This is a genomic window from Telluria sp. RB2R28 (assembly GCF_059685835.1).
In genome coordinates this window covers 1,306,911-1,321,412 of sequence record NZ_JCASIK010000001.1, presented here as the reverse complement: position 1 = coordinate 1,321,412, position 14,502 = coordinate 1,306,911, and the positions used below count along the sequence as shown (strand labels likewise).

General features: G+C 66.9%; 10 protein-coding genes. 3 read left to right on the top strand and 7 right to left on the bottom strand.

Annotated elements, in window-relative coordinates:
* The first annotated feature begins 48 nt into the window (after positions 1 to 48).
* Complete coding sequence (locus AC56LV_RS05850) at positions 49 to 2,538, top strand: TonB-dependent receptor plug domain-containing protein (RefSeq protein ID WP_499556449.1); 2,490 nt, start codon at positions 49 to 51, stop codon at positions 2,536 to 2,538.
* On the opposite strand, the gene AC56LV_RS05845 is transcribed toward AC56LV_RS05850, so the two are convergent.
* On the bottom strand, positions 2,511 to 2,702 hold the full coding sequence (locus tag AC56LV_RS05845; protein WP_499556448.1) for a hypothetical protein: 192 nt from the start codon (positions 2,700 to 2,702) through the stop codon (positions 2,511 to 2,513). The genes AC56LV_RS05850 and AC56LV_RS05845 overlap by 28 nt on opposite strands.
* Before the next feature lie 101 nt (positions 2,703 to 2,803).
* On the opposite strand from AC56LV_RS05845, the gene AC56LV_RS05840 reads away from it, so the two are divergent.
* The gene (locus tag AC56LV_RS05840) at positions 2,804 to 3,505 is read left to right on the top strand and encodes a pirin family protein (RefSeq protein ID WP_499556786.1); all 702 of its coding nucleotides are present in this window, start codon (positions 2,804 to 2,806) and stop codon (positions 3,503 to 3,505) included.
* Positions 3,506 to 3,568: 63 nt separating this feature from the next.
* Here AC56LV_RS05840 and AC56LV_RS05835 read toward each other — a convergent pair whose 3' ends face one another.
* Positions 3,569 to 4,492: a LysR substrate-binding domain-containing protein gene (locus AC56LV_RS05835; RefSeq protein ID WP_499556785.1), complete on the bottom strand. Its 924-nt coding sequence runs from the start codon at positions 4,490 to 4,492 to the stop codon at positions 3,569 to 3,571.
* 193 nt (positions 4,493 to 4,685) lie between these two features.
* On the opposite strand from AC56LV_RS05835, the gene AC56LV_RS05830 reads away from it, so the two are divergent.
* Positions 4,686 to 5,291, top strand: coding sequence for a DedA family protein (locus AC56LV_RS05830; protein WP_499556447.1), 606 nt, complete (start codon positions 4,686 to 4,688; stop codon positions 5,289 to 5,291).
* 80 nt (positions 5,292 to 5,371) lie between these two features.
* On the opposite strand, the gene AC56LV_RS05825 is transcribed toward AC56LV_RS05830, so the two are convergent.
* The 5 genes from AC56LV_RS05825 to AC56LV_RS05805 form a co-directional block, all read right to left on the bottom strand.
* Positions 5,372 to 6,304 carry a diguanylate cyclase domain-containing protein gene (locus AC56LV_RS05825; protein ID WP_499556446.1) on the bottom strand — a complete coding sequence of 311 codons (933 nt, stop codon included), beginning with the start codon at positions 6,302 to 6,304 and terminating at the stop codon, positions 5,372 to 5,374.
* Positions 6,301 to 9,774 carry a hybrid sensor histidine kinase/response regulator gene (locus tag AC56LV_RS05820; protein WP_499556445.1) on the bottom strand — a complete coding sequence of 1,158 codons (3,474 nt, stop codon included), beginning with the start codon at positions 9,772 to 9,774 and terminating at the stop codon, positions 6,301 to 6,303. Before AC56LV_RS05820 ends, AC56LV_RS05825 begins: the two co-directional genes overlap by 4 nt.
* A 32-nt stretch (positions 9,775 to 9,806) precedes the next feature.
* The gene (locus AC56LV_RS05815) at positions 9,807 to 10,625 is read right to left on the bottom strand and encodes a carotenoid biosynthesis protein (RefSeq protein WP_499556444.1); all 819 of its coding nucleotides are present in this window, start codon (positions 10,623 to 10,625) and stop codon (positions 9,807 to 9,809) included.
* Positions 10,626 to 10,806: 181 nt separating this feature from the next.
* Complete coding sequence (locus AC56LV_RS05810; RefSeq protein WP_499556443.1) at positions 10,807 to 12,165, bottom strand: oxygenase MpaB family protein; 1,359 nt, start codon at positions 12,163 to 12,165, stop codon at positions 10,807 to 10,809.
* Positions 12,166 to 12,204: 39 nt separating this feature from the next.
* Positions 12,205 to 14,451 carry a TonB-dependent receptor gene (locus AC56LV_RS05805; protein WP_499556442.1) on the bottom strand — a complete coding sequence of 749 codons (2,247 nt, stop codon included), beginning with the start codon at positions 14,449 to 14,451 and terminating at the stop codon, positions 12,205 to 12,207.
* Between the last annotated feature and the right edge of the window lie 51 nt (positions 14,452 to 14,502).

Genomic DNA, 14,502 nt, shown 5'->3' with positions numbered 1-14,502 from the left:
GCCACGCCAATCATACCTATAACAGATCACGCCAACCAGGGAACCACCATGTACAAGACCATCATTCATACCAGTGTCGCCGCTGCTTTGCTGTCGTGGGGCGTGGCGGCGCACGCCGCCGACAAGGCGGTCGAGCCGGCCGTCGATTCCGTTGTCGACACCGCGGCGGCGGTCGTGGCACCGGACGCCCCCGCGATCGCCAGTACCGGCGTCGTGATCGTCACGGGCACGCGCGCCGCCGGCCTGACGGTCGAAGACAGCGCTTCGCCGATCCAGGTGCTCGACGCGTCGTCGCTGGCCCGCACCGGCCAGCCCGACCTGATCCAGGCCCTGGCCCAGAACCTGCCATCGCTCAACGCCCAGGCCTTCGGCAGCGACATGGCGGCGATGACGCTGTCGGCACGCCTGCGCGGCCTGTCCCCGAACAACACGCTGGTGCTGGTCAACGGCAAGCGCCGCCACGGCACCGCCAACCTGGCCGTGCTGGCCGGCGCCTTCCAGGGCGGCGCTGCAGCCGACCTGAATTTCATTCCCGTGGCGGCGATCGAGCGCGTCGAAGTGCTGCAGGACGGCGCGGCGGCGCAATACGGCACCGACGCCATCGCCGGCGTCATCAACATCATCCTCAAGTCCAATTACCGTGGCGGCAGCGCCAACGTCAGTGGCGGCGGCTACATGGACGGCGGTGGGCACACGGGCGACGGCATGGCCAATATCGGCCTGACCCCGTTCACCGATGCCTGGCTGTCGCTGACGGCGGAAACGAAGTACCACGGCTTCTCGGAGCGCGGCGGGATCGATCCGCGCGTCGTCGATCCGGCCACGATGGCGGCGATGCCGTCGCTCGTCAATGCGCCAGGCTACCCGTACCTGAACAAGATCCAGGGCGACGCCCAGTACCGCCAGCACATCTTCGCCGCCAATTTCGGCGTCGACCTGGGCGGCGACACCGAGTTGTACAGCTTTGCCACCTACGGCAAGAAGGAAGCGCGCGCCTTCGAGAACTACCGCATGCCCAACCGCCTGCCGACGATCTACCCGCTGGGTTTCAGCCCGCAGGAGACGTTCGACGAAGAAGATTTTGCGTTCACGTTTGGCATCAAGGGCAAGGTGTTCGGCAACTGGAACTGGGACCTGTCGAGCACTTACGGCAAGGACGTGGCCAAGCTGGGCGTGGCCAATTCAGCCAATGTGTCGTTGTTTGCCGATACGGGCGCGACACCGCTGTCCTTCAAGGCCGGGCAATTCCAGGCCAGCCAGTGGACCAACAACCTCGACCTGCGGCGTGAGTTCGACGCCGGCATGGCCACGCCGCTGACGCTGGCGCTGGGCCTCGAGCATCGCCGCGACACCTACGCGATCGTTGCGGGCGACGCCGCATCGCGCTACAAGGAGGGCGCGCAATCGTTCCCGGGCTTCTCGCTGACCGACGCCGGAAAACACAGCCGCAACAACAAGGCGGTCTACGCGAATATCGCCGTGCAGCCCGTGACCGGCTGGACGGTCGACATCGCCGGACGCTTCGAGGATTTCAGTGACTTCGGCAATGCCAAGGTCGGCAAGCTCACCAGCCGCTACGATTTCACGCCGGACGTGGCCGTGCGGGCCACCTACAGCAACGGCTTTCGCGCGCCGACGCTGGCCGAATCGTTCTATTCGGCCACCAACGTGTCGCCGCGCAGCGCCTTCGTGCAACTGGCGCCGAACTCGCCGGGCGCGCGCCTGGTGGGCATCGACGGCCTGAAACCCGAAGCGTCGACCAATATCAGCGCGGGCCTCGTGCTCAATCCGGTGGCCGGCATGTCCGTCACGCTCGACGCCTACCAGATCACGATCCGCGACCGCATCGTCGGCAGCGGCTCGCTGTACGGTTCGGGCGGCGCGATCAATTCGCCGGCCGTCACGGCGGCGATCCTGGCCAACGGCAACGTGCTCGACCCGACCGTCGTGCAAACCGGCATCAACATCTTCACCAATGCCGTCAACACCCGCAGCCGCGGCGCCGAAGTCGTGGCCACCCTGAGCAGCAACTACGGCGCATACGGGCGCGTGGACTGGTCGGCAGCGGCCAACTACAACAAGGTCGAGGTCATCAAGATCAACCAGGCGCCAACGCAGCTGGGCGCGCAGACGCTGCTCGACGCCACCGCGATCTCGCATCTGGAAACGGCCTCGCCCAAGGTGCGGGTGAACCTGGGCGGCTTGTGGCGCATGGGTGACTGGACCGTGAACCTGCGCGAGAACTACTTCGGCAAATCGTCCGAACAGTTCTCGACCGACGGCGCGGTGTATCGCGAAAACCGGATCAAGGCCAGCCTGTTGACCGACCTGGAAGTGAGCTACCAGATCAGCAAGGCCTGGAGCCTGTCGCTGGGCGCGAACAACCTGTTCAACGAGTACCCGGACAAGGTCAATGCGCTGACGCTGGCCGAGCAGCGCGCCAATCTGGACAACGGTGCGGTGACGATCTATCCGGGCTTCTCGCCGTATGGCATCAACGGTGGTTACTACTATGCGCGCGCGGCCGTGAAGTTCTGATCCGCGACATCAGGCGTCAAAACGTCGGGCGGGTGGCCGTGGCGGGCCAGCCGCTTGATTGCCGCTACAGGTTCGATGCAGCCCGGAATGCACATTCGATAATCGAAAATATCGATCATAGGGCGGCAGTTAACTCGTTTTTCATCATGGCCGGTGGCGCGCATAATAGCGTCATCGCATCGGGAACCAGGAGCGAATCGGTAAATGCCTGCAACGGCATCAAGATTCGAGCAGCTCGATGATCCAATCACGAAAGGAGCACATGATGTTGGACGTCCGTAAAAGCAATGAACGTGGTGGCGCCAGTTTTGGCTGGCTGAATTCGCAGCACTCGTTTTCGTTCGGTCACTACCACGATCCGAAACACATGGGTTTTGGCCCGCTGCGCGTCATCAATGATGACCATGTAGAGGCAGGCCGCGGTTTCGATTCGCACGGTCACCGCAATATGGAAATCATTTCGTATGTGCTCGAAGGCGCCCTGGCGCACAAGGACAGCATGGGCAACGGCTCGGTGCTGCGCTACGGTGACGTGCAGGTCATGAGCGCCGGTACGGGCGTCGTGCACAGTGAATTCAATGGTTCGACCACAGAAGGCGTGCACTTCCTGCAGATCTGGATCGAGCCGAACGAGATCGGCGCCGAGCCGCGCTACGAAGAAAAGCACTTCGACACGGCCTCGAAGACCGGCAAGCTGCGCGTGGTGGCCTCGAACGACGGCCGCGATGGCTCGGTCTCGATCCGCCAGGATGCATCGATTTATGCCGGCATCTTCAACGGCGCCGATGGGGCGACGCATGCACTGGCCGATGGCCGCCAGGCGTATGTCCACGTGATTCGTGGCCAGATCACGGTCAACGGCGTGGCGCTGGGTGGCGGCGACGCGCTGAAGATCACCGGTGAATCTGCGGTGACGCTGGGCCAGGCAGAAGCGGCCGAAGTGCTGGTGTTCGATCTGCCGCAGTAACACGCTCAGGCAGCATGGCAGCAACGCTGCCCCGAACCTGGGGCGGCGTGTCGTGTTTGGCGTTTACATGGCCGCACACGGATCGGCGGCCATGCGCGCGAACGATGAACCCGTGCGCATCCGGTCGATCCACCAGGTGAGCGCCGCGCCATCCTCGGTGCTGCGCCAGGCGAGATAAAAGGTTTCGTCGGGCTTGGGTTCCACGACCTGTTTTTCAATGAGCTGGCCGCGCGCGATGGCCGGCCTGGCCCAGGCCTCGGGCAGGAAGCCAAAGCCCAGTCCCTGTACCTGGAATTCATACTTGGTGCGCATGTCGGGTACGGCCAGCGTGGCCTGTCCGAACAGGATGCCCACGGTGCGTGCGCCCAGCACGCGCGCCGAATCCGACACCGTGATTGCCCGGTACGGCAGCAGATCGGCCTTGTCGAGCGCGTGATCCAGCGCTGCCAGTGGATGGTGCGGCGCGACCGCGAACACGAAGCTGCTCGTGCCGATCGGTTCGGCCGTGTAGCCGCCGCCCGACGGCCCGTCGCCGGCGGCGCCTACGAGCAGGTCGACGCGGCGGTCGAGCAGGGCGTCCCAGGTGCCGCCCAGCGACTCGCGCACGATGCGCAGGCGCGTGTGGTCGGCGACCTGGTAAAAGTCTTCAATGTCCGGCTGCAGGCCACCCGCGCCCAGCACCGAATCCATCCCGATCGCAAAGTCCGTTTCCCAGCCGGAGGCCACGCGCCGCACGCGCGACTCCAGGTCGCCAGCGGCGCGCAGCAGGTAGCGGCCTTCCTTGAGCAACGCCTGGCCCGCCGGCGTCAGTGTGACCTTCGGCCCGAAACGGTCGAACAGGCGCACGCCCAGGTCGTCCTCGAGCTTGGACACCGTGTACGAGATGGTGGACGGCACGCGAAACAATTCCTTGGCCGCGCCCGCGAACGAGCCGCGGCGGGCGATGGTGTCGATGATCTGAAGGGCGTCGAGGCTGAGCTTGAGCAAGTAGGCATCCTGGAATCGGTATCCAGCCATGGTAGCGGCAAGCGCCGGCGCCACCAAGCCCCGACCGCAAAAATAGCGGTCTGGTCGTGCCGCCATGGTTGGCCGGCGCGCGCACCATGCGTGCGCAGCAGAACAGATCCCTTGTTTGAAAATTGGTATCGTACGGGCTGCCCAATCATATGGAGTACGTCCCGTGTTCGAGTTCATCACCGAGTTCATGCAAAAGAGCGGCTATCTCGGCGTCTTCGCGCTGATGGCGCTGGAAAACATCTTTCCTCCGATTCCATCCGAGCTGATCATGCCGTTTGCCGGATTTGTCGCTGCGCGCGGTGACCTGAACGTGATCGGCGTGCTGCTGGCCGGCACCGCCGGATCGGTCGCAGGCGCTTTGCCCTGGTATTACGCCGGCAAGGTGTATGGCAAGGAGCGGCTGGAAGCCTTCGCCGACAAGCACGCGCGCTGGATGACCGTCACCCACGGCGACATCGAGCATGCGATGGACGCCTTCGAAAAGCACGGCAAGAAAGTGGTCCTGCTGGGGCGCTTGATTCCGGCGATCCGCACGCTGATTTCGGTGCCGGCCGGTCTGGCCAAAATGTCGATGGGCCAGTTCCTGTTGTTCTCGACGATCGGGTCGCTGATCTGGACCGGCATCCTGACCGGCGCCGGCTATGCACTCGAAAGCCAGTACGAGCGCGTGGCCGAGTATGTCGATCCGGTGTCGAAGGCAGTCCTGATCGGCCTGCTTGGCTGGTATCTGTACCGCGTGGTGACGTTCAAGTCGCGTAGCAAGACCTGAACGGTTCATGAGTGCCGGTCGGGCCAGGCCAGGCCGGCTTGCCGCCGCCCCTTGCAGGTCAAACCACGCCAGCCAGCGGGCTACGCCGACGCCGCCGCCAGCGCCAGCGCGCGCCACCACACCTGGTCGCGCCCGGCCTGCTTGGCGCGATAGAGCTGGGCGTCGGCCGCTTCGAACAGCTCGAATGGCTGTTCGTTGCCGGCCGGGTTGAACGTGGCGCCGCCGATGCTGACCGTCAGCACCGGCGCGACACTCGACGCTTCGTGCGGGATCGCCAGGCCGGCGATGGCCGCGCGCAGCGCTTCGGCCATTGCATGCGCGGACTGGGCATCGGTCTCGGGCATCAGGAGCAGCAGTTCTTCGCCCCCATAACGCGCCGCCAGGTCGCCCGGGCGGTGCATGGCCGCGCCGGTGGTGCGCGCCACCGAGCGCAGCGCGCGGTCGCCCGCCGGGTGGCCGTAGCGGTCGTTGAACTGCTTGAAGGCGTCGATGTCGAGCAGGGCCAGCGACAGCGGCCGCCCGCTCTGGCAGGCGCGCTGCCATTCCTGCTCATACACTTCGTCAAAGCGGCGCCGGTTGGCCAGTTCGGTCAGGCCGTCGATGTTCGCGAGGCGCTCGAGCATCCGGCGCTGGCGCACGACCTGCAGGTGCAGCGCCACGCGCGCCATCACGACCGTCTGGTTGAACGGCTTGACGATGTAGTCCGACGCGCCCAACTTGAGGCCGTTGGCTTCGTCTTCGGGCCGGTCCAGGCCAGAGATGAAGATGATGGCGATGTGCGCCGTCTGCGGATCGCCACGCAGCCGGCGCAGTACTTCGTAACCGTCCATGTCCGGCATCATCACGTCGAGCAAAATCAGGTCGGGCAGGTGACGTGCCGCGCGTTCCAGCGTCTGCGCGCCGTTACGGGCCAGCACCACCGTGTAGTCGGGCTTGAGCAGTTCGCCCAGCACTTCGCGGTTGATCGCGTCGTCGTCGGCGACCAGCACCTTCTGCGGCTGATCGATATTCATCGGCTCTCCTCCAGACTCGGATCGAGTTGCGCGCCCAGCGCCGCCAGTGGCCCCAGCGCCGCGGCATATTCGATCTCGGCCACGGCGCGCCGCACGGCGCCCAGTGCCTGTTCGACAGGATCGGCGTGCATCCCCGCGCCCAGCAGCGACTCGAGCTGCGCCAGTGCATCTTCGGCGCGCGCGTCGTCGGTGCGCAGGTAGCCGTCCAGGCGCGCGATCACCAGCGACAGCGCTTCCGGGTCGCCCGCTTGCGGCAATGCCAGCGCCGCCATCTGGGCCAGGCCGGACAGCACCGTCTCGGCCGCGTTCACGAGGGCCGGCACCTGGACGCCGACACGATCGGACTGGCCGGCGCGCAGGTCCTGTTCGAGGCGGGCGGCCGCGCTGCTGAGTTCAAACGCGCCCACATAGGCGGCGCTCGACTTCAGGTTGTGCGCCAGCGCCTGCAGGCGCGGATGGTCGCCGGCCTGCAGCGCTTCGCGCAGGATGCGCGGGGCGCTGGCGTATTCGCGGATGAAACTGCCGGCGCGCTTTTCCAGGCGGCTGCGCTGGCCATCCACATTCTCCAGCGCCATGCGCCAGTCGATGCCCGGTACCGCGGGCAGCGGCCGGCCGGACAGCTGCTGCATGGCGGACAGGGCAGACGTGGCGGGCCGGATGGCCTGCGGCACCGGACGGCCCTTCAGGCGCACCGGATCGATCCATTTGAGCAGCGTGCAAAACAGCAGGTCGGGGTCGATTGGCTTGACGACATGGTCGTTCATGCCGGCCTGGCGGCTCTGGGCCCGGTCGCTGGCCAGCGCATGCGCCGTCATGGCCACGATCGGCAACGCGCGCAGGCGCGGGTCGAGCCGGATTTCGCGCGTGGCCGCCAGGCCGTCCATCCCGGGCATCTGGATGTCCATCAGGATCAGGTCATAGTCGCCGGCCCGCGCCATGCGCACCGCGTCGACGCCATTGAAGGCAACATCGACCTGCATGCGCGCGGCCGCCATAAAGTCGAGGGCGACTTCGCGGTTGTTGTCGTTATCCTCGGCCAGCAGGATGCGCGCGCCATCCAGGCGCGGCAGGTCGGCCAGCGCCGGCAGGTAGTGGTCGTTCGTTTCCACGGCGCCCAGCTGCGGATGCAGCACCTGCAACAGGCTGTGGTACAGGAGCGCCGGGCCGACCGGTTTGTGCAGGAAGGCATCGATCGGCAGGTCGCCCTGGCCTTGTTCCTGCATCACGGTCTCGCGGGTGCAGGCCGAGATCATCAGGATTGCCGGCGGCGGCGTCATGTCGCCCTGTTCGTGGGCATGCCGGTGAATGCGGTCGATGGTCTGGATGCCGTCCAGGCCCGGCATCAGGTAATCCATCAGCACGATCTGGTACGGCGCCCCGTCGCGCGCGGCCCGCGCCAAGAGTGCCAGGCATTCTTCGCCCGAGGCGGCCGTATCGGCGTGCACGCCCAGGCCGGCGAGCATTTCGGCCAGTGCGCCGCGCGCGGTGGCGCTGTCGTCGACGACCAGCGCGCGCACGTCCAGCAACAGCGCCTTGCGCACCTCGCTGGCGGCGGCATGTCCTTCGGCGATCCCCAGTTGCACGGTAAAGGTAAAGCTGCTGCCGACGTTGGGCGTGCTGCGCGCCGTGATCTCGCCACCCATCAATTCGACGAGCTGGCGCGAGATCGACAGGCCCAGGCCCGTGCCGCCGTACTTGCGGGTGGTCGAGCTGTCGGCCTGGCTGAACGAGACGAACAGGCGTGCCAGCTGCTCGGGTGTCATGCCGATACCGGTGTCGCTGACCGTAAAGGCCAGCACGATCCTGCTGTCGTCGACCTGCTGCGCTTCGACGGCCACCACGATTTCACCTTGCTCGGTGAATTTGACGGCATTGCCGGTCAGGTTGATCAGGATCTGCCCGAGGCGCAGCGGGTCGCCGATCAGGCGCTGCGGCACGCCGGGGCCGATGCGGAAGATCAGTTCGATGCCCTTGGCGTCGGTCTTCACGCCGGTCAGGTTCGCCAGATGATCGAGCATCTCGTCGAGGTCGAACGGCACCGCTTCCACCTGCAGCTTGCCCGCTTCGATGCGGGAAAAGTCGAGGATGTCGTTGATGATCCCCATCAGGTGCTCGCTCGCGCCCAGGATCTTGCTCAGGTAATTGCGCAGCAGCGGCGCCGGCTCGCTCATCAGGGCCAGCCGGCTCATGCCGATGATGGCGTTCATCGGCGTGCGGATTTCATGGCTCATATTGGCCAGAAATTCCGACTTCATGCGGGTGCTGGCTTCGGCGCGCAGCATTGCCTGTTGCATCGCCTCGGTGCGCAGGGCCAGGATGCGCATGAACACCAGCATGTCGAAGGTGCTGCCGAAGACCAGCGCGTGCATGGTCCAGAAGTTCGCCGGGAGCTTGCCGTTGATGAGCTGCGCGGTGACGAACGCGGCCGCGAATGCCACCGCCCAGCCGGCCAGAAAGTAAATGCCGACCGCGTCGCCGGCCCGCGCGCGCCGGTAGGCGCCGGGCAGGCCGAGCAGCATGGGCATGATGCCCAGCGTGCCGACGATCAGGACCAGGTATGTGTGATTGATGACGCCGGCGGCGAAACCGATCGCGGTGACCAGGCACAGCGCGGCCAGCGTCTTCATCATGCGGCTGAAGATGCGGTCCTGGCCGGGCCGCGCGAGCGACTGCTCGACGAACAGGTAGGCGCCGCACGAGGCCATGATCGAGGCCAGGCCCGCCCCGTGTTCGAGCAGCCAGGCGTTGCCCGGGTACAGGTACTGGCCAGCGATGCCGAACCAGGCGGCCGAATACAGCGTGACGCCGGTGGCCTGCAGCGCATACTTGCCGAACAGCGGCTCGCGCAGCGCATACCACTGGCCCAGCGCGTACAGGATCAATGTCAGGCGCAGGCCCAGCAGGATGCCCTGCATCAGCTGCTCGCCCAGTTCGGCCGACAGGACGGCGTCGGGCTGCCTGAAGCTGATCGGCAGGATCTTGGGGCCCACCGTTTTCACGCGCAGCAGCACGGTGTAGGCCGTGCCCGGCGTCAGGCGCAGCACCGCGCCGGGCACGCGGCCCTTGAGCGCGTCCCCCGACTGCTGCTGCATGCGCCCGACGCCGGCGATCTTGCGCAGGCCGTCGGGGAAGCGCACCCAGACGTCGACCTCGTCGAGCAGCGCGAAATCGATCTGCATCACCCAGCCATTGGTGGCGTCGCGCGCTACTGCAACGGGGATCCGGACCCAGGTCGTCCCCGGCTGCATGCCCAGGCTGGCGTCGGCGGTCGCTGGCCGCGCAAAGCGCGTCCCGGCGGCCAGTGCGGCGTGAGCGTCGAGTGTGTTGGCCGGATCGGCCAGGGTCGTCACGGCTGGCCAGGCATCGACGACGTCGGCGTCGCGCGTGAGCTGCAAGGTCTGGGCCACGGCTGGCGTCGCGGCCATCATGCCCAGCACGAGCAGCGCCACCAGGCAGGCAAAGGAAGCCATCCGGGCGCACATGGCGCGCCTCATCCAGGGCTTCATGCCGCGCCCCGCACTGCAGGGGCCAGTTGCCAGCGGTACAGCCCGCACGCGGCGCACAACAGTGGCATGCCCATCACGAACAGGGCAATCGTGCGGGTTTCGACCGGCACGCCCTGGGTGGCTTCGAACAGCATCAAGGCGCCGTACAGACCGAGCGGGACCAGGACATCGCGGGTGCGCGCGGACGGCGCCGGGCGGGCCCCGGTCCGGCGCAACAGCAGCCGGAACACGAAGACGATGCAGAACGCCACCAGCATCCAGCCGGCAAAGCCCTGCAGCGTCTCGCCGAACCACCAGCCATCGTGTTTCACCATGATCCAGGCCTTGAGCTTGTAGACCATGTACGGATCCACGCCCAGGTCGTAGGCGGTCACGATCAGTGCCGCAAGCAGGGCCATGACGAGGCTGCGGCGGATCGAGGTTGCGCCATCGGCCGGGACCTGCCAGACGATCAGGTTGGCCATCACATAGCCGATATACGACAGCGCGAACCACATGAGCGGAATGACCACGGGCACGCTGCCCAGTTGCGGGCCGAGAACGGGCGTGTAGTCGTAACTGCCAAAGAACCAGCCGTAGTTCGCGCCCATTTCTTCGGCAAACCAGCCGATCGGCAGCGCGATCAGCACGAGGCAGATGGCCGGACGCGGGCCGAGCACGCGCGCAGCGCTGGCCAGGCAGGCGAGGAACATCAGCACCGAACTGGCCACCAGCAACTGGGTCCCGGCGCTCCAGCCGCGCAGCAGCAGCGCCAGCAGTGCAGCGCCGCCAAGAGCTGCAGCGAGACGGGACAGGACAGTTGGCGTGAGCATCATCTTCGGATTCATCGGTGCGAGGCGCGATCTGTTCCGTCGAAATGACGTCAGCGCACGTGTGTTGACGGGGATGTTGCGGTATTGACAGTTTAGCAGGTCGTCCCTGTCAGCAACAATATTGTGATTCTTGGGTGTAAGTTTTTGGCACGCCGCGATCGCGCCCATGATGCCGGCGCCCGGGCTATGAGGGCTGATCAGGCTTTGCATCTCCCCCGGCCAGGCGCACTTCCAGGCGGCGCATCCAGTGCGATGCCTTTGGATCCGTGCGCCAGGCGGTGGCGGCGTCGCTCACATCGCCCAGCAGCGCGTCGGGCAGGCGCAGCGGCCGCGTCTGGTCGAGCAGAAAGTGCGTGACAAGGCGCCGGCCCAGCGCGCGCGTGAGCATGCGGCTGAGCGAAAAACCGGGCACGAACAGGCGCGCCACGCCGTCGATACAGCGCACGCCCGCCAGCCCGAGCGCAAACACGGCCCGCGCCAGCAGCGGCACGCGCGCGTCAAGGCCCAGGTCGCGCGTGGCATCGCCCTTGCACAGCAGGCGGGTGAGCAGCGTCGGCACGGGCTTCAACAGACGGAGCGGGATCTCGTTTTCCATCGCCTTCATCAGGTCAGCCGCCAGCAGCGGGCGCGGATCGGGGCTGCGCGCCAGCAGGCGCGCGCGTGCCTGGATGGCCTCGAAGTCGTGCTGCGCCTGTGCCATCGTTGTCGCCATCAGGCCCTGTTCGATGCCCAGTACATGGCCCAGCACGTTCCAGGTGTGCAGGTAGGCTTCCTCATCCTGCGGGGGCAGCGCGAGGCGCAGCGTGCGCAGGCCCCGCACGAACACGTAGCTGAACGTGAGCAGGGTATAGGCCAGTTCTTCCTGGTTGCACGGCAAGCCGTTGACGGACGTGTCCCAGCCGTGCGCGTACAGCGTGTGATAGATGCTGGCGCCGGCCGGCGCCAGTGGCGGCACCGGTGGGGCGTCCAGCGCCTCACGCGGGGTGCCGCGCAGGATCAGGTAACGAATGGTAGCGTGAATCAGGCGCACCTTGAGCGCCTGGGCCACGCCGCCCCCTTCGGGCGTGGTCAGACCGCCGGCCAGCATGACCGGGAAGATCATGGCGGCCGTGGAGCGCACGCGGTAATCGGTATGCGCCTCCAGCTGGCCGGCCGCGTGCAGCACGGCCGACAGGTCGGGCAGCACATAGCATTCGGGCAGGCTGGCGCAGAACAGCAGCGTGCACGAGAGCATGCTCATGTCCATGAACAGCGTCTCGGCGCGCGCGATGGCCGCCCGGTCGGTCCACGCCGGCAAGTGCTGGCAGGCGGCCAGGTAATCGGTCAACGCCTCGGCCGCGCGCGGATCGAGACCGGGGGCGGGCCGCCAGGACGCCAGCGCGCCATTGGTCTGCCAGCGCGCCAGTTCGGCGTTGATCTGCGCGATGCGCGCCGACAGCCCGGCCGGCCCGCTGGCGCCGGCCAGCATCCGCGCCACGGTGTCATCGGCGGGCGGGTCGGCGCGCAGGGTTGGGCAGAGAAACTCAGGGGCAATGCGGTCCATCGGCGTTCCTTCTGGCGTAAGGGGGACTGGCTGTGCGGATCAGAAGCGCAGATCGAGGCGCACGTCGGCCGTGCGCGGGGCCGTCGGCGTGGTCATGCCGAAGCTGTCGATCAGCGACGGGCGCACCGAATTTTCCAGGTTGCGCACGCGTGCCAGCAGGCTCCAGGCGGCGCCGGCCGGGGCGTAGCGCAGCGTGGCGTCGGTGGTCGTGTGCGCCGGGATCCGGTATTCGAGCAGCTGGCTCGGGATCGTGATCACATACTCGGCGCTGCGGCGCGAGAACACGCCCGCATGCAGCTGCCCGCCGAACACGCCGAAGCGGTGCTCGTAGCCGAGCGTATAGACATGGCTCGGCGCGCGATCGAGCTTGCGGCCCGCCCATGACGCGGTGGGGGTCGGGTTGTAGGTCACGTAATGCGCGTCGAGCGCGGTCGCGCCGTAGCTGAGGCGCCCGTTGCTGCCGACGCGGATGTCGCCATCGAGTTCCAGGCCGCGCGAGCGGGCGACGCCGGCATTGCCGGTCAGGATGCGCGGGGCGCCCGAGACGATGGCGGTGCCGCTCAGTTGCAGGTTGGTGTAGTCGTACACGAAGGCGGCGGCGTTGACGGTGACGCGCCCACCCCACAGGCGCGACTTGACGCCGGCTTCCCAGGCGCGCAGTGCTTCCGGCTGGTAGTACAACGCGCTTTCCTGGACCGCGACCGCCGCCGGGCATGCGATGCCCAGCGCGGTGGTGCCGGCGATGCAGCCGTCGTTGAAGCCGCCCGCCTTGTAGCCGGTGGCCAGGCTGCCATACAGCAGCGTCGTGGGTAGCAGGTCGTAGTCAAGGCCCAGGCGCCAGGTCGTGCGCGCGGTGTTCAGTTCGGCTGCGTTGAGCAGGCGCCGGTCGGTTGCGGCGTTGAACACGGGTCCTTGCCGGAAATCGGTGGAGCCGACGCGGTCCTTGTCGTCCTCGGTGCGGCGCGCGCCGGCGGTCAGGCGCAGGCCGTCGATCACGCGCCAGGTCAATTGGCCGAACACGGCGCGGCTGCGCGCTTCGGTCACCAGCGGAAACGCGTAGAACGGCGGCAGGCCGACCGCTTGCAGGCCCTGAAACGCGTACGACGTGTCGGACGTTTCGCTGAAGTAGTACAAGCCGCCCTGGGCGCTGAGCGGACCGGCGCCATTGGTGCCCAGGCGCAGCTCGTGCGAATCCTGCTCGTTGTGGCTATCGTAGTTGTTGATCACGCCAAGGGCGAGTTGCGGGGCCACGCGGTAGTAGTAATTCTGGCGCAGTTCCTGGTCCAGCTTGCGCCGCGCGCCGAGGTAATACAGGGTGGCGCGCCCGAGATCCCAGCGCAGGTCGGCGGACCAGCCCTGGACCACGCGGTCTTGCCAGCCCTGCACGGGCGTCATGTTCGGCGGGCGGAAGCTGTTGGTCAGGCGTTCGTCGGTGGTGCTGTCGCGGTACACGGGCTTGCCGCTGGCCACGCCGGTATAAAAATTCGTGTCTGGCACGAAGCGGTCGTTATTGCCTTTCGCCTGGCCATGATCGTAGCGCAGCACCAGCGTGGCGTCGCGGCTTAGTGTGAGCCTGGCGCTCAGGCGCGCGTCACGGTCGTCCCCGTCCATGCCGGGGCGCAGCAGCGTGCCCTGGCCGTTGTTCAGGTAGGGATCATGCGTCAACTTGCTCACGGCAGCGCGCAGCGCCAGCATGTCGTTCACCGGCACATTGATGATGCCGTCGACCTTGCGCCGGTCGTAGGTTCCTGCTTCGAATCCGATGGTGCCCTCGAAGCGGTCGGTCGGCAGGTTCGAAATCACGTTGACCAGGCCGGCGGTCGTATTGCGGCCGTACAGCGTGCCCTGCGGGCCACGCAGCACTTCGACGCGGTCGACGTCCAGAAAGTTGCCGCTCTGGCCGGCAGGCCGTGCGATATACACGCCGTCGAGCATGAAGGCGGCCGACGGGTCGCCCTTGTCAGTGGTGTCGCTGTTGCTGATGCCGCGGATCGTCAGGCGCAGGCCCGAAAAGGCCTGGTCGATAGACACATTCGGCAGGCGCGGGCCGATGGTGCCGGGGCTGTCGGCGCCGAGGTCGCGCAACTGTTCGCCGGACAGAACGCTGATCGCGAGCGGCGTGCGCGACGCCAGCGATTCGGTACGCTGCGCGGTGACGACGACTTCTGGCACGGCCAGGCTGCTGTCGTGTGCGGGCACGGTTTGTGCCGTGGCGATACTGCAGACGATACCTGAGACGGTCGCGGCCAGCAGCGTGTGCGCCGGGCGGACTGGTGTTGCTTTCATTGCGACGACTCCCGGTGGGACGGATGCGTGCCCGTCTTGGGCAAGGCATGT